The organism is Pseudogulbenkiania sp. FW507-F1, from assembly GCF_058781125.1.
Genome location: NZ_JBYSWM010000026.1, coordinates 8,795 through 33,498, shown reverse-complemented (window position 1 = coordinate 33,498; position 24,704 = coordinate 8,795). Strand labels below are relative to the sequence as shown.

The 24,704-nt window shown below is 65.5% G+C and carries 22 protein-coding genes; 13 read left to right on the top strand and 9 right to left on the bottom strand.

Translation table 11 applies throughout. The features are described from left to right. Window positions 1-5 precede the first annotated feature (5 nt). Both choX and AC3WG5_RS15435 read left to right on the top strand, forming a co-directional pair. Complete coding sequence (choX, locus tag AC3WG5_RS15440) at window positions 6-956, top strand: choline ABC transporter substrate-binding protein (protein WP_492569405.1); 951 nt, start codon at window positions 6-8, stop codon at window positions 954-956. A 7-nt stretch (window positions 957-963) separates the two neighbouring features. Continuing rightward, the gene (locus AC3WG5_RS15435) at window positions 964-2,628 is read left to right on the top strand and encodes a ClcB-like voltage-gated chloride channel protein (protein WP_492569403.1); all 1,665 of its coding nucleotides are present in this window, start codon (window positions 964-966) and stop codon (window positions 2,626-2,628) included. 6 nt (window positions 2,629-2,634) lie between these two features. Here the strand turns inward: AC3WG5_RS15435 and murI are convergent, their stop codons facing one another. Next, window positions 2,635-3,426, bottom strand: a complete 792-nt coding sequence (gene murI, locus AC3WG5_RS15430) for a glutamate racemase (protein WP_492569401.1) — start codon at window positions 3,424-3,426, stop codon at window positions 2,635-2,637. A gap of 178 nt (window positions 3,427-3,604) precedes the next feature. Beyond that, window positions 3,605-4,639 (bottom strand): Glu/Leu/Phe/Val family dehydrogenase, encoded by a 1,035-nt coding sequence (locus AC3WG5_RS15425; RefSeq protein ID WP_294865942.1) that lies wholly within the window; start codon window positions 4,637-4,639, stop codon window positions 3,605-3,607. Between the two features lie 366 nt (window positions 4,640-5,005). On the opposite strand from AC3WG5_RS15425, the gene AC3WG5_RS15420 reads away from it, so the two are divergent. Both AC3WG5_RS15420 and AC3WG5_RS15415 read left to right on the top strand, forming a co-directional pair. Beyond that, a complete protein-coding gene (locus AC3WG5_RS15420) occupies window positions 5,006-6,136 on the top strand; it encodes a patatin-like phospholipase family protein (protein WP_492569400.1) in 1,131 nt (376 codons plus the stop codon). A gap of 133 nt (window positions 6,137-6,269) precedes the next feature. Further along, window positions 6,270-7,943, top strand: a complete 1,674-nt coding sequence (locus tag AC3WG5_RS15415) for a methyl-accepting chemotaxis protein (protein WP_492569399.1) — start codon at window positions 6,270-6,272, stop codon at window positions 7,941-7,943. A 181-nt stretch (window positions 7,944-8,124) separates the two neighbouring features. On the opposite strand, the gene AC3WG5_RS15410 is transcribed toward AC3WG5_RS15415, so the two are convergent. Continuing rightward, window positions 8,125-8,607, bottom strand: coding sequence for a GNAT family N-acetyltransferase (locus tag AC3WG5_RS15410; protein ID WP_294865937.1), 483 nt, complete (start codon window positions 8,605-8,607; stop codon window positions 8,125-8,127). A 169-nt stretch (window positions 8,608-8,776) separates the two neighbouring features. Next, window positions 8,777-9,808, bottom strand: coding sequence for a histone deacetylase family protein (locus tag AC3WG5_RS15405; RefSeq protein ID WP_492569397.1), 1,032 nt, complete (start codon window positions 9,806-9,808; stop codon window positions 8,777-8,779). Window positions 9,809-9,933: 125 nt separating this feature from the next. Between AC3WG5_RS15405 and AC3WG5_RS15400 the strand changes: the two genes are divergently transcribed. Next, the gene (locus AC3WG5_RS15400) at window positions 9,934-10,419 is read left to right on the top strand and encodes an Lrp/AsnC family transcriptional regulator (protein ID WP_492569395.1); all 486 of its coding nucleotides are present in this window, start codon (window positions 9,934-9,936) and stop codon (window positions 10,417-10,419) included. Window positions 10,420-10,467: 48 nt separating this feature from the next. Here AC3WG5_RS15400 and AC3WG5_RS15395 read toward each other — a convergent pair whose 3' ends face one another. Further along, window positions 10,468-12,672, bottom strand: a complete 2,205-nt coding sequence (locus AC3WG5_RS15395; protein WP_492569394.1) for a heavy metal translocating P-type ATPase — start codon at window positions 12,670-12,672, stop codon at window positions 10,468-10,470. A 185-nt stretch (window positions 12,673-12,857) separates the two neighbouring features. Between AC3WG5_RS15395 and cadR the strand changes: the two genes are divergently transcribed. Continuing rightward, on the top strand, window positions 12,858-13,352 hold the full coding sequence (gene cadR / locus AC3WG5_RS15390) for a Cd(II)/Pb(II)-responsive transcriptional regulator (RefSeq protein ID WP_492569392.1): 495 nt from the start codon (window positions 12,858-12,860) through the stop codon (window positions 13,350-13,352). Between the two features lie 103 nt (window positions 13,353-13,455). Here cadR and AC3WG5_RS15385 read toward each other — a convergent pair whose 3' ends face one another. Next, complete coding sequence (locus AC3WG5_RS15385; protein WP_482581782.1) at window positions 13,456-13,989, bottom strand: aspartate carbamoyltransferase; 534 nt, start codon at window positions 13,987-13,989, stop codon at window positions 13,456-13,458. 216 nt (window positions 13,990-14,205) lie between these two features. Between AC3WG5_RS15385 and AC3WG5_RS15380 the strand changes: the two genes are divergently transcribed. Then, window positions 14,206-15,867, top strand: coding sequence for a ClcB-like voltage-gated chloride channel protein (locus AC3WG5_RS15380; protein ID WP_492569390.1), 1,662 nt, complete (start codon window positions 14,206-14,208; stop codon window positions 15,865-15,867). Between the two features lie 137 nt (window positions 15,868-16,004). Here AC3WG5_RS15380 and AC3WG5_RS15375 read toward each other — a convergent pair whose 3' ends face one another. Next, entirely contained in the window at window positions 16,005-16,616 is a 612-nt protein-coding gene (locus tag AC3WG5_RS15375; protein WP_492569389.1) for an NAD(P)-dependent oxidoreductase, read from the bottom strand. Between the two features lie 133 nt (window positions 16,617-16,749). Beyond that, entirely contained in the window at window positions 16,750-17,457 is a 708-nt protein-coding gene (locus AC3WG5_RS15370) for a DsbA family protein (RefSeq protein WP_492569387.1), read from the bottom strand. 107 nt (window positions 17,458-17,564) lie between these two features. Between AC3WG5_RS15370 and AC3WG5_RS15365 the strand changes: the two genes are divergently transcribed. After that, entirely contained in the window at window positions 17,565-18,467 is a 903-nt protein-coding gene (locus AC3WG5_RS15365) for a LysR family transcriptional regulator (RefSeq protein ID WP_492569385.1), read from the top strand. Here the strand turns inward: AC3WG5_RS15365 and AC3WG5_RS15360 are convergent. Beyond that, a complete protein-coding gene (locus AC3WG5_RS15360) occupies window positions 18,464-19,375 on the bottom strand; it encodes a LysR family transcriptional regulator (protein ID WP_294865919.1) in 912 nt (303 codons plus the stop codon). The genes AC3WG5_RS15365 and AC3WG5_RS15360 overlap by 4 nt on opposite strands. Before the next feature lie 174 nt (window positions 19,376-19,549). On the opposite strand from AC3WG5_RS15360, the gene AC3WG5_RS15355 reads away from it, so the two are divergent. The 5 genes from AC3WG5_RS15355 (at window position 19,550) to AC3WG5_RS15335 (ending at window position 24,681) form a co-directional block, all read left to right on the top strand. Further along, window positions 19,550-20,593, top strand: coding sequence for a cupin domain-containing protein (locus tag AC3WG5_RS15355; RefSeq protein ID WP_492569384.1), 1,044 nt, complete (start codon window positions 19,550-19,552; stop codon window positions 20,591-20,593). A 43-nt stretch (window positions 20,594-20,636) separates the two neighbouring features. Beyond that, a complete protein-coding gene (locus AC3WG5_RS15350; RefSeq protein WP_008954183.1) occupies window positions 20,637-21,830 on the top strand; it encodes a 3-hydroxybenzoate 6-monooxygenase in 1,194 nt (397 codons plus the stop codon). 10 nt (window positions 21,831-21,840) lie between these two features. Then, window positions 21,841-22,497: a maleylacetoacetate isomerase gene (gene maiA / locus AC3WG5_RS15345; protein ID WP_008954182.1), complete on the top strand. Its 657-nt coding sequence runs from the start codon at window positions 21,841-21,843 to the stop codon at window positions 22,495-22,497. A 39-nt stretch (window positions 22,498-22,536) separates the two neighbouring features. Beyond that, entirely contained in the window at window positions 22,537-23,241 is a 705-nt protein-coding gene (locus AC3WG5_RS15340) for a fumarylacetoacetate hydrolase family protein (protein ID WP_008954181.1), read from the top strand. A gap of 84 nt (window positions 23,242-23,325) precedes the next feature. Further along, the gene (locus tag AC3WG5_RS15335) at window positions 23,326-24,681 is read left to right on the top strand and encodes an MFS transporter (RefSeq protein ID WP_008954180.1); all 1,356 of its coding nucleotides are present in this window, start codon (window positions 23,326-23,328) and stop codon (window positions 24,679-24,681) included. Window positions 24,682-24,704 lie beyond the last annotated feature (23 nt).

Sequence of the window (24,704 nt, the reverse complement as noted above, 5' to 3'; positions counted from 1 at the left end):
GTACCATGCGTTACACACACACGTTTACCCTGTCATGCGCGCTGTTGGCACTGAGCGCCGGCCACGCCGCCTGGGCTGCCGATCCCGAGTCCTGCACCACCATCCGCATGCCCGAACCGGGCTGGGCGGATATCTCGGCCACCAACGCCATTGCCGGCATCGTGCTGGAGGCGCTGGGTTATCACCAGAAAGCCGACACGCTGTCGGTTCCGATCATCTATCGCGGTCTTCAGATGGGCCAGGCCGACGTGTTTCTCGGCAACTGGATGCCGGCCCAGAAACCGATGGTGGAAGGACCTCTCCAGGATGGCTCGATCGTATCGCTGCAAAGCAACCTCGATCAGGCGAAATTCACCCTGGCCGTGCCCTCCTACGTCGCCGTCGCGGGGGTGAAGAGCTTTGCCGATCTGCAGAAACACGCCGATCGGTTCGGGCACAAGATCTATGGCATCGAAGCGGGAGCCCCGGCCAACCGCAACATCCAGAACATGATCAAGGCCAAGGACTTCAACCTGGGTGACTGGCAGCTGGTGGAATCCAGCGAGGCCGGCATGCTGAGCCAGGTCACCCGCAAGGTCGCCGCCAAGGATTTCGTGGTGTTCCTCGCCTGGGAACCGCACGCCATGAACACCAAGTTCAAGCTGAACTACCTGGCCGGTGGCGACGCTTACTTCGGCCCCAACTACGGCAGCGCCAGCGTGCATACCGTCACGCGCAAGGGCTTTGCCAGCCAGTGCCCCAATGCCGGCAAGCTGTTCGCCCAGATGAAGTTCAACGTCGATCTGGAAAACCGCATCATCAGCGACATCCTCGACAAGAAGCAGGATGCCAAGGTCGCGGCCAGGGCGGCGTTGAAGCAATCGCCGGAGCTTCTGGCGAGTTGGCTGGCCGGCGTGCAGACCACCCAGGGTGGAGACGGCCTGGCGGCCGTTAAGAAGGCGCTGCAGCTCAAGTAAGCCGGGCATGACTCCGCATCGTTCCTCCCCGTTCGGGCTGCCGCTGCTACTGGCGGTGGCAGCCCTCACCGGTTGCCTGGGCGCCCTGGCGACTCACGGTTTCCGACTGCTGCTCGATGGCGCGAGCCGCTGGCTGTTCGGCGGCGATGGTGGTCCGGTGCAGGTGGCCGGCGCGCTCTCCCCCGGGCTGCGCGTGCTGACGCCCGTCATCGGAGGCATCGCGGCGGGGTGGATCCTGCAACAGCTCCCGCAGATTCGGCAGCATGCTTCCGACTACATGGAAAGCATTGCTTTGGGCGATGGCCGGCTCTCACTGCGTGCCACCCTGCTGCGTGCCGCCTCGTCGGCCATGTCCATTGTCTCGGGCAGCTCGATCGGACGGGAAGGTTCGATGATCCAGCTGGCTGCCCTGGCCGGCAACCTGCCGGCTGCGCTGGGCCGGTTCGGCACCGCCCACCGCCGCCTGCTGCTGGCCTGCGGTGCCGCCGCCGGCGTCAGTGCGGCCTACAACACACCTGTTGCCGGCGCGTTGTTCGTCGGTGAAATCATCCTGCGCTCGGTCACCATCGAAACACTGGGCCCCCTGCTGCTGGCGGCCGCCGGCGCGCAGCTGACCAGCGCCTGCCTGTTTGCCGACGCCGCTATCTATCAACTGCCTCCGCTGACCACACAGAGAGACAGCAGCGGGTTAGGGTTCGCGCTGCTGGGCATCGTTGCCGGTCTGCTCACGCCAGGTTTTCAGCGCTTGTTGCATCGGAGCAAGGCCATCTTCGGCCAACTGCCACTGCCGCTATGGTTCAAGCTGGGACTGGGTGGGGCATGCGTCGGCGGCTTGTCGCTGCTCACGCCCCACGTATGGGGCAACGGCTACAGTACCGTCGGCCAGCTGCTGCACACCTCCTGGCCGCTCGGTTTGCTGCTGGGCGTGCTGACCTGCAAGCTGCTGGCCACCGCGGCCGCCACCGGCTCGGGGGCGGTGGGGGGCATCTTCACGCCGACCCTGTTCGTCGGCGCCGTTCTGGGCGCTGTGTGCGGCCATGCGATAACCGGGCTGACCGGCCAGCCGGCCGGTCCCTTGTGGGTGGTGGCCGGCATGGGGGCCTTCCTGGCCGCCGCCACCCAGGCCCCGCTCATGGCTATTATCATGCTTCTTGAAATGACCCGCACGCCCGGCGCTGCCGTGCCGCTGATGTTGGCGGTAGCCACCGCGCATCTGACCGTCCGCCTGCTCGGTTGCCGCTCGATTTACGCCCATGCCCTGCCCAGGAGCGAAAAGGACCGACATGCCGTGCTCGACATCATGCAGAAGAACACGCCGCATCTTCCCTACCCCGCCAGCCTGCGGCAACTGGCGGATGCCTTTGCCCACTGGCGCTGGCAGCATGTCTACATCACCGATCCCTGGCGGGGCTTCATGGGTGCGGTGCCGGTGCACGAGTTTCATGCTCTTCAACGACAGGAAAGCGATCCGGACCGCCGAATTCCCGACGCGTTGATACGTCTGGATTTTCCCCGCGTCAGCGCCGACATGAGCCTGGCCGAAAGCCTGGAATTGATGGCCGCCCACCACGGCGAGCGGCTGCCGGTGATCGGAGCTAAGGGCGAGCTGCTGGGGCACTTGAGAAAAAACGACCTGCTGAAACTGCTGGGGACGCGCTGGCCGTTTTTATAAGCCGCCTCAACGGGCGGGGATGCGATCGAGGTCCACCGTATCCACCTCGGCGTGATGCCCCAGGACCTGACGCAGAAAATGGTGCATGCCGGGTGCTTCACCGGTGGTGACAAAACGATAGGCTGGCACGGTGCCCGGCGGGCTGGCGAGGCCGTGCCGTTGCAACAGACGCTCGGCTTGCAGGCTTACCGCCCGTGCCGGATCGATCAGCTTGACGCCAGCGGGTAGCGCACGCTCGATCAGGGGGGAGAGAAACGGGTAATGAGTGCAGCCCAGCACCACCTGGTCGACGGTGTGCGCCCACAGGGGCTGCAGCTGACGCTCCACCACGCGTTGCGCCTGTTCGCTGGCGAGGTCGCCATTCTCCACCAGTTCGACGAAGCCATCGCCCGGTAGCGGCAGTATGTCGACACTGTCGTCGTACTGCGCCTTCAGCTCGAGGAACTTGTCACCCTTCAAGGTGGCGCGGGTCGCCAGCACGGCGATCTGCCCGCTGCGCGAGTGCAGTGCCGCCGGCTTGACCGCAGGCTCCATGCCGACGATGGGCAGCTCAGGGTGGCGCCGGCGCAGTTCACGCGCGGCGGCGCTGGTGGCTGTATTGCAGGCAATGACGATCAGCCTGGCGCCCTGTTCGACCAGGTAGCGGGTGATTTTTTCCGACCGGGCCAGAATATCCTCGTGGCTGCGGCCGCCATAAGGGCAGTAGGCGCGGTCGGCGAGGTAGATCACCGGCTCCTGCGGCAGCAGCCGGGTCAGCTCGCGCCACACCGAGAGTCCGCCCAGGCCGGAATCGAACATGCCTATCATCGTTGCCCTACCCTTTGTTGCGTCATCATGGCCGTCGTCGCCCGACGGGTATCATTTCGTTGTTGTTTGGTTGTCGCCGGAGCGATCGAAAACGCCGCCTTCCTCGAGGGAAGGCGGCGTATTTACCGACACGGAGCAGCGTAGCCGCTCCGCGCAAGACGCAGTGCCTTCAGGCGAAGCGTGCACGCGCCAGCGTGTCCGCGGCGCGGCTGGTGGCGACACCGTCGCGCTCGGCCATCTGGAATACTTCGTCCAGCGTCCCGGAGATGGCGCGCACACGGTCTTCCACGCTGTCCACCGGTTCTTGCAGGTACTCGGCGCAGACCTTGATGATGCCGCCGGCGTTGATGACGTAATCCGGGGCGTACAGCACGCCGGCATCGCGCAGCATTTCGCCGATGTCATCGGTGGCGAGCTGATTGTTGGCCGCACCGGCGACGACGGAGCATTTGAGCCGTGGCAGGGTCTGTCGGTTCAACACCGCGCCCAGGGCGCAGGGGGCGAACACGTCAGCCTGGGCATCGACGATCTCGTCGGGAGCCACGATGCGGGCGCCGAATTCTGCCGCGGCACGCTCGCCGTTGGCACGGTCGATGTCGGCTACGATCAGCCGGGCTCCCGCCTCGTGCAGGCGACGGGCGAGATCATACCCGACATGCCCAAGCCCTTGCACGGCCACCGTCAGGCCATCGACCGAATCGACACCGAGGCGATGGCGTACCGCCGCTTCAATACCCACGAACACGCCCAGCGCCGTTGCCGGCGACGGATCGCCAGTACCGCCCAGATCGCCCGACAGGCCGGCCACGTAGCGGGTCTGCTCGCGCACGAAGGTCATGTCGGCCGGGCTGGTGCCCACGTCCTCTGCCGTGATGTAGCGACCGCCCAACTGGTCGATGGCGCGGCCCAGGGCACGGAACAGTTCGGGCGATTTGCTGGTGCGGGCGTCGCCGATGATCACCGCCTTGCCACCGCCGATGGGTAGGCCAGCCATGGCGTTCTTGTAGGTCATGCCACGCGCCAGGCGCAACGCATCGGTCGCGGCGGCGGTGCTGTCGGGGTAGGCCCACATGCGACAGCCACCCATGGCCGGGCCACGGTGCGTGTTGTGGATGGCGATGATGGCTTTGAGACCGGATTGGGAATCGGAGGCGAAAACGACCTGCTCATGCCCGTCGAAATCGGGCAATTCAAAAATGCTCACGGTATCTGCTCCATAACGTGTGGTTATTGGGCACCCTTGTTGTATTGCGGTAGGTGCGGCCCGCCAGCCCGGCAATTTTGTCACCGAACAGTAACAGCATACCCAATCGCGGCGCGCCTGTGTACCACGGCATCGGCCGAGGAAGATTCTGTGGGAGGCGGCGCCTCGCAAGGTGTTGTGCCCGTCCGTCAGGTGTCGTTGTCGGAAGGTTTCCGGCACGCGTCGAGATCAATCAATTTTCATAATGATCGTGCAAACTCCACGAGATATTGCCTTGCATTCGTAACCCGACAACCGGTAAAAATTCGATCGGCAATTACATTTGGTTTTCATTATGATATGGCGATGTTCGTCTGGAGAATGACAATGGCAGAAAAGGCAGTGACAAAGAAGCACAAGAAAGCCCTGCTGATAGGCGGTGGCGCCCCCAATTCCACGCTGATGGCGGGAGCTTTGGTTGCCTTCCTGGAGCATGGGGTGGAGTTCGACGTGATTTCCACCTCAGGGGCCGGCGCGCTGATGGGCTTGCTCTATGCCGCCCCCAAGGCCGGCGATCCCATGGAGGCATTGCGGCAGTGGGCGCAAATTGGCGTCTCGGACCCGATCTACGGCATGCTGCCGGTCAATTACAAGGTCTTCATGAAACCGGGAGCCGAAGCCGCCGCGTATCGCGACTGGCTCGCCCGCAACCCTTTCACCGCCCCGTTCTTCGATCCCAGCTCGCCGTTTGGCAGCGGGCTGTTTTCAGACTGGGTCAAGCTCGGTCTCGCCACGATGTCGCCCAGCAACCTGTCGCCATCGAGCCTGGGCCTGTGCGCTCACCTGCCATTTGCCGAGCAGGTCGTCGACTTCGACGCCATCGCCGCCGTAGCGCCCGATTTCTACATCAATGCCTATAACATGAACCGCGAGAAGATGGTCATCTGGGGCAAGGACGAGATCACACCGGAACACCTCAAGGCGGCCTTCTCCTTCCCGCTGATCTACCCGCCCTACACCCTGGACGGCGAGGATTACATTGAAGGCGCCGCCATCGATACGCTCAACTTCAAGGCGCTGGTGAACGACGACCCGGCCTCACCCGGCAAGCACTGCGATATCGACACGCTGGTGGTGTTCGACATCCTCGGTGCCGACAAGCTGATCCGCAAGCCGCGCGGGCTCTACGACGCCTGGGTGCACTCGATCATCACGCCGCTGGTGGAAATCGCCAAGGACGACATTCGCCTGTTCGAATACAAGCACAACATCGACCCCGCTACCGGTCAGCCCAAACGTCAGCTGCTCAAAGTGGACCTGATGGGCGGCATTCCGGACGAGCACTGGCCGCAGGTGATGGACTGGACCAGCTCCAACCTCGAATTGCTGTTCGACGTCGGCTACCGTGCCGGGCAAGCCTTCTGCCGCGACCACGCCGCCGCGCTGGATCTCGCCGAGCCGCCGGGCCGGCATCGGGACAGGGCCGCTGCCACGGAGGACGTCACCGAACTCGTCTGACCGCGCCGCCTCCTCATTGGGACCAGCAACGTCGATAAGGCGCGTGCCGCCGCACCATGCACCCGCACAAGGCATGGCGGCAGGGCGCCATCGGCGTTGCAGAAAAAAAGAACGACAAAAAAGGAAAAAATACATGAAGCGCATTTTCATTGGGGTCGTGCTGAGTCAACTTGCCGTGACGGTGCTGGGCAGCCTGCTGCTGCTCAATCTGGGCGCAGGAATGGCGGCCGCTGGGTTCGCCAGCGCGGCCATCGTGCTGCTGGCGGCCAGCACCGTCTGGTTGGTGAACCAGGTTTTCAGGCCGCTCAGCCGCTTCGAAGGGGCGATCCACCATGTGCAGCAAAAGCATGCGCGCAACCTGACCTACCAATACCCGGCGGTGGGCGGTGCGCTGCGCACTTCGGTGGAATCGGCCAACAAGTACCGGGGCACGGTGTGCGAGACCATGGTGGGCGTACGCCACAACAACATCGTGCTGTCGATCAAGGCGGCGCAGATCGGCAAGCAGATCAAGGATGCCGACAACAAGGCGCGCGAACAGGAAACCTTGGCCGAAGGCATCTTCGCTCGCACCGAACGCAGTAGCGCCGAAATGGAAAACGTCAGTGCCAGCGTCAGCGTGATCTCCGGCGTGGCCAGCGAACTGACCCAGGGGGCCGAAAGCACCAGCCAGGAGATGGCGGTGGCCAACCAGAATGCGCGGGAGGCTGCCCAGATCATGACCGGCTTCACCCGGAGCATCGACAAGCTGCTGGAGGACACCGAGGCGATCATCTCCAGCGTGGCGCAGATCCGCGGCATTTCCGATCAGACCAACCTGCTGGCGCTCAACGCTGCCATCGAAGCGGCCCGCGCCGGCGAGGCTGGGCGCGGTTTCGCGGTGGTGGCGGACGAAGTGCGCCAGCTCGCCGAACGCACCAACACCCTCGCTTCGAGCGTCGGCGGCAAGGTACAGGAAATCCACGAACAATCGCGGCAGACGGCAGGGGCGGCACAGTCGATCGCCGAGAGCATCCTCAAGGCGAGCGACGTGCTGGATGACGCCACGAGCCAGCTCAACCAGTTCGTCCAGGGCAGCCAGCAGGTCAATCGCGAGATCGGTGCCATCCAGGGCGCCATGAGCACACTGAGCGAGAACAACCGCGACATCCACGGCAGCGTCGGGCGCATGCATCAGTTGTCGGAACAGATGTCCACGTTGATGGAGGGCAGCATCGGCCCCTCTCGGGAGCTGATCGGCTCGGCCGAGCAGGTCATGGCCAAACTCGGCCTGTTCCAGGTGGCCGACGCCGCGTTCGACCGCATCACCGCCCGGTTGCGCCAGAGCAAGGTAGAGTGCGAAGCGATGCTCGAGCAGCTCGCCGGCCAGGGGCTCGATCTGTTCGACAAGGCCTTCAAGCCGATTCCCGGCACCAACCCGCAGCAGTACCACACCAGTTACGACAAGGCCTACGAGCAGCTCTTCCGCCCCTACTTCGACCGGCTGGCCGCCGACATGCCGGGCTGCGACCTGGCGGTGATCTGCGTCGGCGACGAGGCCTATCCTCCCACCCACGTCAGCAAATACTGCCAACCGCAGACCGACGATGTGGCACGCAACACGCTGGTAAGCCGCGACAAGCGCTTCCACAAGGGCAACCCGATGCTGCATCGAACCAGCACCGACAAGAGCGAGTTCCTGTTCCAGGCCTACGTGCGCGACGTCGGCGACATCTTCGCGCTGGTCTCGGTGCCGATCTACCACCAGGGCAGGCACTGGGGCGGCCTGATGTTCGGACTGCAGCACGAGGCGCTGTTGCAAGGCTGAGAAACGGCTTGCCGCTTGACCGTGCTCCGTTTTAAATCAAACAAAGAGGGTGCCTTGGGCACCCTCTTTGCTTTGGTTGACACCCCCTCGCCCTCACCGGCTCCAAAGGCTCCGTCTTCGTGATAAGCGAGCCAGGTTCTCATCGTTGGCGCGCGGCATTTCCGGTGGACCTGCGACCGTCTCAGGCGCTGGCGGCAAAGTCCCGCAGCGGGGACCCCGACATGCGGTAGCGCACCCACTCGTCTTGCGGTTCGGCGCCGATCGACCGGTAGAAATCGATGGCGGGCTGGTTCCAGTCCAGCACGCTCCACTCGAAACGGCCGCAGCCGTTTTCCACCGCGATGGCCGCCAGCTGCTGCAGCATGCGTTTGCCGGCGCCATCACCGCGCATGGCTGGCGAAATATACAAATCCTCGAGATACAACCCCTTTTTCGCCTGCCAGGTGGAGTAATTGAAGAAGTAGACGGCATAGCCCGCCGCCTCGCCATTCACTTCGCAGATCAGCGCGCGCGCCGGCGAATCCTCGCCGAACAGGCTGGCTTCGATGGACGCCACGGTGGCGGCCACCTGGTCGCCAGCTTTCTCGTAAATGGCCAGCTCGGTGATGAAGCGCAGAATCAGCGCGGCATCTTCTTTGTGGGCGGGGCGAATGGTGATGTTCATCGGGGTTCTCTTGCTCGTTGATGGCGCGGATGGGGCACGGTTGCCGCGTAGCCCGTGATTGCATGGGCGATATTACGGGCACCGCCACGCTGGGCAAAGCGCGTTTATTTCACTGGCCGATGACATTTATGCATCAGCCTCACCGCCTGGGGCAGGCAACTCGACAGACTCAGCGCGCCGCCTCGAAACCCCGCAGCACGTTCACCGCGTTGACGCCGATGTCGTCGACCATGTAGCCCCCTTCCATCACGAACAGGGTGGGTCGGCCGATGCCGGCGATGACCTCGCCGATGCGCAGGAAGTCCTCGTTATCGAGCCGGAAATGGCTGATCGGGTCGTCCTTGAAGGTATCCACCCCCAGCGACACCACCACCGCGTCCGGTGCATAGGAGGCGATGGTGCGGCAGGCGTGGGCGAGCGCCTCGCCGTAACCACCCCAATCGGTGCCGTGCGGCAGCGGGTAGTTGTGATTGAAACCCAGCCCGGCGCCGGCGCCCTGCTCGTCCCGGTGCCCCAGGAAATAGGGGTAGGACTGTTTCGGGTCGCCGTGCAGGGACACGAACATCGCGTCGGCGCGCTGGTAGAAGATGCTCTGGGTGCCATTACCGTGGTGGTAATCGACGTCGAGCACCGCCACGCGCTTGGCACCGCCATCGAGGCAGGCCTGGGCGGCAATGGCAGCGTTGTTCAGGTAGCAGTAGCCGCCCATGTATTCGGCGGCGGCGTGGTGACCGGGCGGACGGCACAGCGCGAAGGCGCTGTACTCGCCCTCTTCCAGCTTGACCATGCCGGTCAGGGCCAGGTTGGCGCTGGTGCGCACCGCTTCCCAGGTGCCGGCGGTGATCGCCACGCCGGCGTCCATGGCGTAGAGGCCCAGCTTGCCGTCGATGTGCTCGGGCTCGATGTCGCTGCGCAGATCGCGCACCGGCCAGATCAGCGGCAAGGCATCGTGCGTGCGGCCCAGTGCGCTCCACTCGGCCCAGGCGTTTTCGAGAAAGCGCACATAGCGCTCGCTGTGCACGCGGGCATAGCGGGAGGTGTCGTAGTCGCGCGGGGCGATCACCTCGCCCAGGCCGACGGCCTGCACTCGGGCGAGGATGGTATCGGCCCGGCTGGGCATTTCGAAGCACGGCTTGATCAGGCCGTCTTTCAGTTCGGTAGCATGGTGCAGCCGGTGGGCTGGGCTGTAGACGGTCAGCATGGTGTGGACAATCCGGTGAAGAAGATGACGGGAACAAGTATGTAGTCTGCCGGCGGGATGTGTTTTGCTTTTTGAACTCAAAAATAGCTATTCTTTGAGAAAGATAAACTCACAAAGCAGCGAAAATGAGCGGAAACAAACCAAGGCATGAGCTGGATGCGACGGATCGGACCATCTTGCGCCTGTTGCAGCAGGATGGCGCCCTGTCCAACCCCAAGTTGGCCGAACAGCTCTCGCTGAGCGTGACGCCGTGCTGGCGCCGGCTCAAGCGGCTGGAGGACGAGGGCTACATCAAGGACTACCAGGCCAACCTCGACCGCCGCAAACTGGGCTACGACGTGCTGGCCTTCGTCAGTGTGAGCTTCGCCGTGCATGCCGACGAGGCGCCCAATCGCTTCGAGGAGGCGATACGGGATCGTCCGGAGGTATTGGCCTGTCACAAGATCACGGGGGCGGCCGACTACTTGCTGCAGGTGGTGGCGGAAAACCTGGATGGTTACAGCGATTTCGTCGAGAACGTGCTGCGCAAGATGCCGGGTGTTCACTCGATCCAGTCGAGCCTCGCGCTGCGGGAAATCAAATCGTCCAGCCGCCTGCCGGTGCCGGATTGAAGCGGCCGATGCCGTTTGGCTGCCCGGAATGAGGGCTGTAAACGATGCCTACTTTCGCAGCAGCCTCAAGCCATTCCCGACGACCAGCAGGCTCGCGCCCACGTCGGCGAACACCGCCATCCACATCGTTCCCAGTCCGCCCAAGGTCAGTGCCAGGAATAGCCCCTTGATCCCCAGCGCCAGGGTAATGTTCTGGAGCAGCACGGCGCGAGTGGCACGCGACAGGCGGATAAAGGTCGGAATCTTGCGCAAGTCGTCATCCATCAAGGCGACGTCAGCGGTTTCGATCGCCGTGTCGGTGCCCATCGCGCCCATGGCAAAGCCAATGCGGGCACGAGCCAGTGCCGGGGCGTCGTTGATGCCATCCCCTACCATCCCCACCGGACCTGCTTTTTCGAAGGATTCGACGGCTTTCAACTTGTCTTCGGGCATCTGGTTACCGCGAACCTGGTCGATGCCCACTTGCTTCGCTATCGCTTCTGCCGTATGAGGGTTGTCGCCGGTCAGCATGACTGTCTTGACTCCTAATTCGTGCAGTTCGGCGATGGCGTCGCGACTGGAGCTCTTGACCGTGTCGGCCACGGCGAACAAGGCCAGGACCTGGTGTTCGTCGATGAGCATGACGACGCTTTTGCCCTCGCGTTCCAGCTCATCGAGACGCGCTTCCAGCGAAGGAGCGCACCGACCGAGTTCATGCACCAGGCGATGATTGCCGAGAAAGTAGCGCTTGCCGGCGATCATGCCGCGTACGCCACGCCCCGGTAGCGCCTCGAAAGCGGCGACATTGTCCCGTTTGATACCGCCTTGTTCGGCCCGGCTGGCGATGGCTTGCGATACGGGGTGGTCAGAACGGCCGGCCAGGCTGGCCGCCAGGCGGCGGCAGTGTTCCGCTGCGACGTCAGCGTGTAGCTCGAAGTCGGTTTGTTGTGGTTGGCCATGGGTAATGGTGCCAGTCTTGTCGAGCGCCAGCCATTTCAGCAGGCGGCCTTGCTCCAGATAGATGCCGCCCTTGATCAGAATGCCATGACGCGCCGCGGCGGCCAGGCCGCTGACGATGGTGACCGGAGTGGAAATCACCAGCGCACACGGACAGGCGATCACCAGCAAGACCAGCGCCTTGTAGATCCAGTCGTGCCAGTTGCCGCCCAGCAGCCAGGGCGGCAGTACGGCCACGGCCAGGGCAATGGCGAACACGGCCGGGGTATAGACGCGGGCGAACTGGTCGACAAAGCGCTGCGTTGGTGCTTTTGAACCTTGTGCTTGTTCGACGGCATGGATGATGCGCGCCAACGTGGTATCGGCCGCTACAGACGTGACGCGGTACTCGAAGGAGCCCGACTGGTTGATGGTGCCGGCAAACACGGCGTCGCCCTCGCCCTTGTCAACCGGCAGGCTCTCACCCGTGATCGGTGCCTGGTTGATGCTGGAGCGGCCGCGCACGATCTCGCCATCGAGCCCGATACGCTCGCCGGGTCGGACCCGGACCAGGCTGCCCACCGTCACCGTCCTGACCTCGACCTCCTGCCACGTCCCGTCGGCTTGCAAACGGGTCGCCACCTCCGGGGCCAGCTCCATCAGCCCCTTGATCGCATGGCGGGCCCGGTCGAGCGACTTGGCCTCGATCAGTTCGGCGAGCGTGAACAGCACCATCACCATGGCCGCCTCGGGCCACTGTTCCAACAACAGTGCGCCGGTCACGGCGATGCTCATGAGGGCGTTGATGTTCAGGTTGCGGTGGCGAATCGCCACCCATCCCTTCTTGTAGGTGGTCAGCCCACATGAAGCGACCGCGAGAATGGCCAATGCTGCGGACAGGCTGCCCGGCAAACCGCCCCACCCCGCCGCCTCCGAGGCGATGGCCGCCGTGCCGGCAAGAGCCAAAGGCCACCACGGTTTCTTCTGCGCCACCGGCTTTGCAAGCTGGCCTTGGGCATCCGGGACTTCGGGCTCGAAGCCGAGTGAGCGCACCGCCTCCAGGATCGGGGCCAGCGCATCGGGGGCATGCACCACCGTCAGCACCCGCTGCATCAGGTTGAACTCCAGGCTCTTGACGGACGCCATCGTGTCCAGTTTCCGGCGAATCAGCGCCTCTTCTGTGGGGCAGTCCATCTGCATGATGCGCATGGCGGTTCGCATGCCGTTTGCGACCGTTTCCGGCGCGGCGAGCGCGCCAAAGGCGATCGCGGCGGGAGCGCAGCACTGGCCATCGGCATGGTCGTGAGCGTGGTCGTGCCGATGGCTTTGCGCTGTCATCGGAGCCACACGATACTTCGGGCCCGCATGGCGTCGAGCCGGGACCGCATGCCGCTTCAAGGGGACGGGTTTGTTATTGGGGTCGTGGTCGCAGCAGCCGGCCATGGTGAGGCTCCGTTTTTCATCGTATGCTGTGCATTGAACACCCTGTAGTTACTGCAGGGTCAAGCAACGAAGGGCGGTAAATGAAAATCGGTGAATTGGCAAAACAGGCGGGCTGCCCGGTGGAAACCGTGCGCTACTACGAACGCGAGGGTCTGCTGCCGGCGGCGGTGCGCGATCAGGCCAACAACTACCGCAGGTACGACCACAGCCACGTGGAGCGACTGACGTTCATCCGCCGCTGCCGGGCGCTGGACATGACGCATGGCGAGATTCGGGCGCTGCTCCAGGCTCGCGTCGAGCCGGATGCCAGCTGCGAGTCGATCAACGAACTGATCGATACCCACCTGCAGCATGTGCAGGCCAGGATGGCCGAGCTGCAGGCCCTGGAAAGGCAATTGATCGATCTGCGCGGCCAGTGCCTGGCGGCCCGGGCCACGCGCGATTGCGGCATCCTGCGCGAGCTGGATCAACCTGGCGGCGTGACGTGGCGAGGCCCGGCGACGCCGGCGAGCCACCTCGGCGGCAGTCGCTGCGGCCATGAGGACAGCCCCCTTCTGCCGCACAAGCACGCATAAGGCATTCCTGCGCACCATGGATGCTGTGCTGGTAGCGACAAGGCGACCGCCCTGCGTGGCGGCCTCACCGGGAGGGCTCGATGTTATCGGCGAGACATCCGTGTCAGTGGCCCGCTACGGCATCCTTGCCGTGGTCGGACACTTGCGCGTCGAACCAGTCATGCAGCGCGGTGACAAGCCGCGGGTCGGCCGTCGAGTAGATCAGCTCCGCACCCTCGGGAATGGCGCGGTACGTGACGGCGATTTGACCGGGTTTGGCCGCCTGAAGCGCCGCTAGCCCCGGCATCTGTTCGCCGTGGATATGGCGCGGTCCGGAAAAATCGCCTTGCGAGAACTGTTTCCGGATGTCTTCTAGGTGCAGCCTGATCTGCCGCACCTGCTCGGCATCTTCGGCGCGTCGTGCCACGACCCGCTGAATGCCGCCCTCTGGCGTCTTGGTGAAGATGTGCTGGGTTGCGCCCAGATCGAACGGCATCACTTCTTTGCCCCGTTGCGCCACTTCCGCCTGCTGCCGGGCGATGGCCGCCATGTGTGCAGCATGGTCCATGTGCGCCATATCCGGGGCGTCCATGGTTTGAGCCTGCGCCACGGTTGTTGCCAGTGACGCGGCAAGTATCATGGCAAGTGGTTTTCGCATCGTCGTTCTCCGGCTTGACGTGAGGTGCTTGCCCCACGCCGCTCTGCATCTGAAACAAATAGGGCAAGGACGTTTGATTGCGGCCGCCCGCGAACGCGAGCCGCTCGGCAACTTCGCTATAATGCCGGGCAATCAGCAAGTCAACCTCTCCCTCAAGATGCCCGTCATATGCATGCTGCCCGCTCCCGCACACTAGGACGACTCGACATTAACGCCGTGAATCTGCTGCTGGCGGTGCCGATTGGCATGCTCGCCGCGGGCGTGACCAGTCTGTTCCGGCACGCCATCGATGTCGGCGACCGCGTGCTGTTCGGCTCGGCGCAGGATATCACCGTGATCATGGCGCAGCTCGACTGGCGCTGGCGCTTGTTCGTTCCGGCTCTTGGCGGGGGTCTGGCCGGTTTGATCCTGTTGTACGCGCAACGCAAGCATGGTGCGTCGCATGGCGAGTATATGGATGCGGTATCGGATGGAAACGGCCGTCTTCCCCTCTGGCCCTCCCTGCTGCGCAGCCTGTCTTCGCTGGCCTCGATCGTTTCCGCCGGTTCCATCGGCCGCGAAGGCGCCATGGTGCAGCTCGCGGCGGTGACGGGGTCGCTGACCGGACGGCGCTGGGCCAATGAACGCCAGTTGCGCTTGATGACCGCCTGCGGCGCGGCGGCGGGCCTGGCTTCCGTTTACCACACGCCGTTGGCGGGCGCGATGTTCGTTGCCGAAATCGTGTTGGGCGCCCTCACCGTGGATTTGCTGGTGCCGTTGTTTGCCTCGGCGGTCACCGCCTCGCTGACGATTCTCGCCTTCGGCCATCACGACGCGCCGTTCGCCCTCGCCTCGGGCGTTGCCGTGCCGAGCCTGGGCGTCTACTTGCTGATCTTGCCGATCGGTCTGCTGGCCGGCTTGCTGGCGCCGCTGTTCTTGCTGGTGCTCGACAACAGCAAGCAGGCTTTCCGGCAACTTGCCCTCACGATGCCGTGGAAAATGGCCTTGGGCGGCCTCCTGATGGGGGCCATCGCGGTGTTCATTCCCGAGGTGTGCGGCAATGGCTACGCGCCGATCATCGATATTCTGCAGGGGCACCCATTGTCCGAGCCGGTGCCATGGGCGCTGCTGGCGAAGATAGCCGCCACGGCATTGATCGTGGGGTCGGGCGCGGTGGGCGGCATCTTTACCCCGTCGTTGTTCATCGGCGCGGCGCTGGGGGCGATTGTCGCCGCTGCCGTGGCGATGTACCCGGTGCTACCCCAGGGCGATGGCACCCTGATCGCCCTGATCGGCATGGGGGCGTTCATGGCGGCGGTGAGTCACGCCCCGCTGATGGCGGTGCTGATGGTGTTCGAGATGACCATGAACGCGGGCCTGCTGCTGCCGCTCATGGCCGGGAGCATTCTGGCGTATGCCGTTTCGCGCAAGATCAGGACGAACTCGCTCTACGACGTGCTGAACCGGCGCCATGCGTACCTGGCGCGGGTCGATGAGCTCCACGATACCGAGCTGATGTCGCTCCTGGAAAGCGTCACCACCCACCTGACGCCGTCGACGACGGTGGCCCAGGCCAACGCCTGTTTCCAGCAGACGCGAACGCGTTACCTCTACGTCATCGACAGCGCCGGCCGCTTTGTCGGCGTGGTCTCGATCCACCGGCTGGCCGCCTTGCTGTGCGACCATCCCGAACGGCAGGACGACGCGATCGAAGGCCTCATCGAGACGGCCTTCGACCTCTTGCCGGCCCAGGCGAGCCTCAAGGAAGCCTGGACCCTGTTTGCCACCAGTCCGCTGGAGCGGATACCGGTGGTGGACAACCTGAACGACCGGCGCTTTCTCGGCGTGGTCAGCAAGCGCCAGGTGCTTGGCCGGCTGCAGATCCTGGCGCGGCGCTAGCCTTTCGGCAAAGCGAGACCGCCCGGGGTGGCATTCCGGCCGTGACGCGAACACGTCGGTGCAGCGTCGCCGATAGACAACAGCCTTGGGTTTTGCCCAAGGCTGTCGCTTTATGGCGGAACGCCGCCGTTGACGGCTCAGTACCCGACGGTGAAGCGGCGGCGCGCGTGCATTGGCGCTTCCAACTCGTCGGCCAGCGCGATGGCGTAGTCTTCCATCGAAATCCAGCTCTTGCCCTGGGCGTCGATCAGGAGTTCATCGGCACCGATGCGGAACCGGCCGGTGCGTTCGCCGGGTTCGAACAGCGCGGACGGCGACAGGAAGGTCCAGTCCAGCGCCGCCTCGCCGCGCAGGGCATTCAGGAAGTCGCGGCCGGCGCTCGCCTCGGCCTTGTAGATCGCGGGGAATTCCGGGGTGTCGATCAGCTGCACACCCGGGGCGACTTCCAGGCTGCCGGCGCCGCCGACTACCAGCAGGCGCGGCACGCCGGCTTGCTTGACTGCCGAAATCAGGCTGTCGGCGTTGCTCGACAGGAACATCGCGGCGCTGATCACGGCGTCGTGGCCGGCCAAGAGCGGCGCCAGTGCCGCCGAGTCGGTGGCGTCGCCCTGTTTCAGCGTTACGCCGGCGCGTGGCGCCACCTTGCCGATATCGCGGGCGATGCCGGTGACCTGGTGGCCGCGTTGCAGTAGTTCGGTGGCGAGGCGCGAGCCGACGCGGCCGCTGATGCCGATGATGACGACGTTCATGGTGTTCTCCTTGGATGAGGTGCCGTGCCACGCCGGACACGGCGAAAAGCGGGATGGATATCGAAAATGTTGCGGCTCGCCGACTCGATGGGTTGCGCTGCGCTTTACCCATGCTGCGGCGTGCTCGGGTCGGTCAGATGGTACAGCTGCCGTTGGCACAGCCTGGCTGGGCTGCCGCCGCGGGGGCTTCGGCCAACGTTGGTCGTCCTTGCCGTTCGAGGAAGTGGAGCCAAGCGGCAGGTTGGCCGAAGAAGCGGCCGGCATCGAGCAGCGTCAGCACGTCCCCTTGCTGTAGCGCGAAGGTCGGGAAGCCCCGTCCGCCGACTTGTCCCAGCAAGTGACGGCTGGCGGCGATGTGGGCCTGGGTGGCCGCGCCGTCCTGACGGGCAAACTCGGCGGCGAAAGCTGTCGGGTCGAGGCCGATATCGGCCGCCAGCTGGCTCAGCACTTCGGTGTCGGCGATACGGCGGCCTTCGACGTAGTGGGCGATCTGGATGCGCTTGAGCAGGTCGGCGCCACGTTCGCCGAGCGCTTCGGCGGCGAGGATGGCGGTGGTCGGCGGCGTGGAGTCGAATACCGCGCCCGTGTCACGCAACAGGCCGTCGAAGTAATCGGCACCAAATACCTGCCCGGTCAGCGCGGCGATGCGGTGGTCGTGCGGCATCACGTAGTTGCGCAGCGCCACGCTCACCGGTTGGCGGTTGGCGCCACTCATCATGCCGCCACCGTGCAGCGCCACGCGCAGCCCCGGGATGGCACGGGCGGCTTCGACCAGCGGCGCGGCGCCGTAGCACCAGCCGCACAGCGGGTCGTAGAGGTAATGCAGTACGGTTGTGCTCATGATGGTGTCCTTGCGACGAATAACGATATGGGCTGCATGGTAATGGTTCGGAGCGATGCAAAAAACCGCATAATGGCGATCAGTTTGTTGCATGAATCGAGCAAATCATGGATCGATTGAAAGCCATGCGCGTATTCGTCGAAGTGGCGGAACGCGGCAGTCTGTCTCACGCCGCCGACAGCCTGGACATGTCGCGCGCCATGGTGTCGCGCTACTTGGCGGAATTGGAGGAGTGGGCCGGCGCCCGCTTGCTGCACCGGACCACGCGCAAGCTGAGTCTGACCTCGGCCGGCAGCGAGATGCTGCCGCGTTGCCGCCAGATGCTGGAGATAGAAGACGAGATGCAGGCCGCCGTCACCGCCCCCGAGGCCGCGCCGCGCGGCATCCTGCGTCTGACCTGCAGCGTGTGGCTGGGGCAGTCTTACCTGGCACGGGCGGTGGCGGAGTACGTCAAGCGCTACCCCGCCACCGCCGTCGACATGCAGTTGCTGAACCGCTCGGTGAACCTGGTGGAAGAAGGCATCGACCTCGCCATCCGCATCACCAACGACCTCGACCCCAACCTGATCGCGCGCAAGCTGGGGCTGTGCCGCTCGGTGGTGTGCGCCTCCCCCGCCTACCTACGCGAACACGGCACACCGCAGCGCGCCGAGCAGCTGGCGCTGCACAACTGTCTGACCTATTCCTACTTCGGCAAGAGCCTGTGGGCGTTTTCCCGCGACGGGCAGCCGGTCTCGGTGCCGGTGGGCGGCAACGTCAGCGCCAACGAAACCGCCGCCCTGCTGGAAGCGGCGCGCCAGGGCGTCGGCATCACCATGCAGCCGCTGCAGGCGGCCGCGCCCTGGCTCGACACGGGCGAGCTGGTGGCCGTGCTCGACGACTACCGGCCACGCGACCTGGGCATCTACGCGGTCTATGCCTCGCGCCGGCATATGCCGGCGACGCTGCGCACCATGCTCGATTTCCTGGCGGAGTCGTTTGCCGGCGACGCGATGTGGCGGGAGGCCTAAGCCGCTCCGGCGGCGGGCGCGGACAGCAGGTCGGAAATTACCCGCCTGAGCCAGCGGTTGCCCGGATCGTGATGGTAGCGCTCGTGCCAGTGTTGCTTGACGGCGTAGTCGGGTAGCTCGAACGGCACCGGAAACACCTTGAAACGGCCGCGCCCTTCCAGCACTTGCGCCAGTCGTTCCGGAATCGTCACCAGCATGTCGGTCTGCTCGACCACGAAGGCGATGCCCAGGTAATTGGGCACGCGCAGCGCGATGTGGCGGGTGATGCCCTGGCGGGCGATTTCCCGATCCAGGATCAGGTGCCCGGTGCCTGACGAGGTGACCACGGCGTGCTCCTCGGTTTCGAACTGCGCCAGGGTCAGTTCGTCGTGGATGCGTGGGTGGTCGGTGCTGGCCACGCACACGTAGCGCTGGCGGAACAGCGACTGCTGGTAGAAGCCGGCTTCCAGCTGCGGCATGAAGCCCAGCGCCAGATCCGCCTCGCCCGTTTCCAGCATGCGCGGTGTCTCGGTCGACAGCGGCACGATGTCGATGTGCACGCCCGGCGAGGTCTTGCGCAGCTGCGCCCACAGCTTGGGCAACAGCACCAGCTGGCTGATGTCGGTCATGCTGATGCAGAAGGTGCGCTCGGAACTGGCCGGGTCGAAATCGATGCGGTGGCCGAACACCAGGTCCAGTGCATCCAGCGCCTGACGCACCGCGTGCTCCAGCTCGCGCGCCATCGGCGTCGGCTCCATGCCGTTGGCGATGCGTACGAACAGCGGGTCGTCGAAATGCTCGCGCAGCTTGGCCAGCGCGATGCTGACGGCCGGCTGCCCCAACCCCAGGTTGTCCGCGGCGCGCGTGACGCTGCGCGTCTTGTAGATCTCGTCGAACACCTGCAACAGGCGCACGTCCGCTGTCTGCATTTCCCCTCCAGCACTATTCGTTTTTCGAATGACGTCCATTCATACCATTGCATAGACCGAATGTCGACCGCTCACTACATTGAGAGCCATCACAACAAGGACTTGAACGCCTTGAGTTGGATCAGGAGTTTCGAATCCGGCTCGGTGCCAGGCCCACACGTATGGAGACAGCTCATGTTGGAACTCGGTCGACTGGACGATCTGCCCGCCGCTTACCGCGCCGCCCTCGGCGCCCAGAACCTGGTGCCGCTGTGGCCCAGCCTGCGCGCCGTGCTGCCCCCGGGACAACCGCGCCCGCGCACCCAGGCCACCTACTGGCATTACGAGGCGCTGCGCCCGCTGCTGATGCAGGCCGGCGAGCTCACTCCGATCGAAAAGGCCGAGCGCCGCGTGCTGGTGCTGGCCAACCCCGGCCACGGACTGGAAAAAATGCAGGCCAGCTCCGCCATCTACCTCGGCATGCAGCTCTTGCTACCGGGCGAGATCGCGCCGTCGCACCGCCACACCCCGAACGCGGTGCGCATGATCGTCGAGGGCGAAGGCGCCTACACCACGGTGGACGGTGAGAAATGCCCGATGCAGCGCGGCGACCTGATCCTCACCCCGACCGGGCTGTGGCACGAACACGGCCACGACGGCGACGCCCCGGTGGTGTGGCTCGACGTGCTCGACCTGCCGCTGGTTTATTACATGGAAGCCTCCTACGTCGAGGAAGGCCAGCCGCAGACCATCAACGGCGAAGGCAGCGAGCGCGCCTACCTGCGCGGCGGCGTGGTGCCCTCCCCGATCTTCAGCCGTAACGCCCCGCGCTACCCGATGCTGCGCTACCCCTGGGCCGAGGTGCGCGCCGCCCTGCTCGCCCTGGCGGCACGCCAGCCGGCCGGCGAAGCGGTGCAAGTGGCCTACGTCAACCCGGAAACCGGCGGCGATTGCCAGAACATTCTCGGCTACGCGGCGCTGATGCTGCGCCCGGGCGAAACGCTCGCGCTGCCGGCGCGCTCGCCCGCCGCGGTGTTCCACCTCATCGAGGGAAGCGTGGCCGCCGAGATCGACGGCAAGACCTTCACGTTGGCCGAAGCCGACACCTGCTGCGCTCCGGGTTTCGCCCCGGTGACGCTGAAGAACGCTTCCGCCGACACCCCGGCCTTCGTCTTCATCGCCGACGAAGCCCCCCTGCACAAGAAGCTGGGCCTCTACGAAGTCCGCCACCGTGGCTGATGCCAGCCAGCACAGCCAACCCCTGTAAATCGAGGAGACAGACATGACTCAGACCCTTCCCGTGATCGTCGCCGGTGGCGGCATCGGCGGCCTCGCCGCCGCCCTGGCCCTGGTACGCCAAGGCTTTTCCGTCAAAGTGCTGGAGCAGGCGCCGCAGATCGGCGAGATCGGCGCCGGCATCCAGCTGGGCCCCAACGCCTTCCACGCCTTCGACGCCCTGGGCGTGGGCGACAAGGCGCGCGGCCGCGCCGTCTACACCGACGAAATGGTGATGCACGACGCGCTCGACGAAACCCTGGTCGGCCGCATTCCCACCGGCGAGGCGTTCCGTAAACGCTTCGGCAACCCCTACGCCGTGATCCATCGCGTCGACGTCCACCTGTCGCTGCTGGAAGGCGCCAAGGAAACCGGCCGCGTCGAGTTCCTGACCGGCACCCACGTCGAGCGCGTGGAACAGGATGCCGACAGCGTCACCGTCTACGACCAGCACGGCAACGCCTATCGCGGCATCGCCCTGATCGGCGCCGACGGCGTCAAGTCGGTGGTGCGCAAGCAGTTCGTCAACGATCCGCCGCGCGTCTCCGGCCACGTGGTGTACCGCGCCGTGATCGACAAGAAGGATTTCCCGGAAAACCTGCAGTGGAACGCCGCCAGCATCTGGGTCGGCCCCAACTGCCACCTGGTGCACTACCCGCTGCGCGGCGGCGAGCAGTACAACGTGGTGGTGACCTTCCACAGCCGCGACAAGGAAGAATGGGGCGTCACCGAAGGCAGCCCGGAAGAGGTGCAGAGCTACTTCCAGGGCATCTGCCCCAAGGCACGCCAGTTGATCGAGCTGCCCAAGAGCTGGAAACGCTGGGCCACCGCCGACCGCGAACCGATCGACACCTGGTCGTTCGGCCGCGTCACGCTGCTGGGCGACGCCGCCCACCCGACGCTGCAATACCTGGCCCAGGGCGCCTGCATGGCGCTGGAAGACGCCGTGACGCTGGGCGAAGCGCTGCGCGTCAACGGCAACGACTTCATTAAGGCCTTCGAGCTCTACCAACGCTCTCGCGTCGCCCGCACCGCGCGCATCGTGCTCTCCGCCCGCGAGATGGGCCGCATCTTCCACGCCAAGGGCGTGGAGCGGCTGGTGCGCAACGAGCTGTGGAAAGGCCGCAGCGCCGAGCGTTTCTACGACGCCATGGAATGGCTGTACGGCTGGAACGCCGACAACTGCCTGGCGCGCGGCTGAGGGGAACGACGTGCTGAAGCTCTACAACTTCTTCCGCAGCGGCACCTCGCACCGCCTGCGCATCGCGCTCAACCTGAAGGGGCTGGACTACCAGTACCTGCCGGTCGACCTGCGCAGCGAGGAGCACCTCGGCGCCACCTTCAAGGCGCTCAACCCGCAAGGGCTGGTGCCGGCGCTGGTCGACGGCGAGCACACGCTGATCCAGTCGCCCGCCATCATCGAGTGGCTGGAAGAGCGTTACCCGACCCCGCCGTTGCTGCCGGCAGACCCGGATGGCCGTGCCCGCGTCCGTGCGCTGGCGGCGCTGGTGGGCTGCGACATCCATCCGCTCAACAACCGCCGCGTGCTGGAGTACCTGCGCAAGACGCTCGGCTGTGACGAAACCGCCGTGCTGGCGTGGTGCGCCACCTGGATCGAGACCGGTTTCGGCGCGCTGGAAGCACTACTTGCGGCCGACCAAACCCGGGGCGATTTCTGCTTCGGCAACACGCCGACGCTGGCCGACGTGTACCTGGTGCCGCAGGTGGAAAGTGCGCGCCGTTTCGGCGTGGATCTGTCGCCCTACCCGAACATCGTCGCCGTGGACCGCGCCTGCGCCGAGCTCGAAGCGTTCCGCCGCGCCGAGCCGGCACGGCAGCCCGACGCGCCGCAGCCGGCCACCGTTTGAACCCGACCCTGATCCACATCAAACCAGGAAGAGACCACCATGAGTTACCTGTTCACCCCCGTTGCCACCGTCGGCCTGCCCGTCGACGGTTCGTCCGAGCTGTTCCCGGTGCGCCGCGTCTACTGCGTCGGCCGCAACTACGCCGCCCACGCCCGCGAAATGGGCTTCGACCCGGACCGCGAGCCGCCGTTCTTCTTCTGCAAGCCGAACGATCCGGAATCGGTCGTGCCGGTGGCCGCTGGTGAAACCGTGACCATCCCCTACCCGACCCAGACCAGCAACTACCACTACGAGATCGAGCTGGTGGTGGCAATCGGCAAGGGCGGCAAGGACATCGCCGTGGAAGACGCCGCCAGCCATATCTTCGGTTACGCCGTCGGCCTCGACATGACCCGCCGCGACCTGCAGATGAAGATGCGCGAGATGGGCCGCCCGTGGGAAGTGGGCAAGGCCTTCGACTACTCCGCCCCGATCGGCGTCCTCAGCGCGCGCGATAACGTCGGCGAGATCACTGCCGGCGAGATCGTGCTGACCGTGGACGGCGAAACCCGCCAGAAGAGCGACCTGACCCACCTGATCTGGTCGGTGAGCGAGACCATCGCCAACCTCTCCACCCTGTTCGAACTGCAGCCGGGCGACCTGATCTTCACCGGCACGCCGGAAGGCGTGGGCGCGATCGAGCGCGGCCAGACCATGGTGGCCCGCGTCGACGGCCTGGCCCCGATCACGGTCAAGGTGGCCTGATCCCTCAATCCCGCATTCGCACGACAACAAAAACGGAAGCGGCGTGCACGACGCGCCGCCCACACACTACTCAGGAGATAACCCATGCGCGCCTCTCTGGACGTCCAGCACTTCATCGATGCCCTGCCATTTTCACGGCTGCAACGCGGCATTCTCTGGCTCTGCTTTCTGGTGGTGGCGGTCGACGGCTTCGACACCGCCGCCATCGGCTTCATCGCCCCGGCCATCCGCGAGGAATGGCATTTGACGGCGGCGGCGCTCGCCCCGCTGTTCGGCGCCGGCCTGTTCGGCCTGATGGCGGGCGCCCTGCTGTTCGGCCCGCTCGCCGACCGGGTCGGGCGCAAGACCATCCTGGTGCTGTCCGTGGCCTTCTTCGGTCTGGCCAGCCTGGCCTCGACCGCGGCGCCGGACCTCACCTGGCTCATCGTGCTGCGCTTTCTCACCGGCCTGGGCCTGGGCGGCGCCATGCCCAACGCCATCACGCTGACCTCCGAGTATTGCCCGGGCGCGCGCCGCTCCAGCCTGGTCACGCTGATGTTCTGCGGCTTCACCGTGGGCTCGGCGCTGGGCGGCCTGGCTTCGGCGCAGATCCTGGCCAGCTTCGGCTGGCGCGGCGTGCTGTTCTTGGGCGGCGTGCTGCCCTTGCTGCTGGTGCCGGTGCTGCTCCGCAGCCTGCCGGAATCGCTGCGTTTCCTGGTGCTGAAGCGCCGTCCGCAGGCCGCGATCGACGCCGTCGTGGCGCGTCTGGCGCCGGCCCAGTCGTCCCACCCGGAGCTGACCGCGCACGAAGCCAGCGACCAGGCGCCGGTCCGCGAGCTGTTCCGCGCTCCGTTCGCCGTCGGCACCGTGCTGCTGTGGGTGAGCTTCTTCATGAGCCTGTTGATCATCTATCTGATCTCGAGCTGGCTGCCGACCCTGCTGCACAACACCGGCGCCAGCCTGAGCCGCGCCTCGTGGGTCACCGCCACCTTCCAGATCGGCGGCACCCTCGGCGCCATTCTGCTGGGGCGACTGATGGACCGTTTCGGCGCCTGCCGTACCCTGGCGGTCACCTACGTGATCGGCGCCGTCTTCGTGACCCTGTGCGGCGCCAGCGCCGGCCAGCTCTGGCTCCTGGTGCTGGCGGTGTTCGGGGTGGGGTTCTGCGTCAGCGGTTCGCAAGTGGGGGCCAACGCCCTGGCCGCCGCCTTCTACCCGACCAGCAACCGCGCCACCGGGGTGAGCTACGCCAACGCCGTGGGTCGTTGCGGTTCGGTGGTGGGGTCGCTGTCCGGCGGCTGGTTGATGGCGATGCAGCTCGACATGGGCGTGATCCTGAGCCTGCTGGCGGTGCCGGCGCTGATCGCGGCGGTGGCGATCGGCTCGCTGGGGCGGGTCAAGAGCCGGGTCGAGGCGCATGAGGCGGTCAAGGTGAACGCCGCCGGCTCGCTGGCCTCGTAATCGGCGGGGGGGGGGGGGGGGGG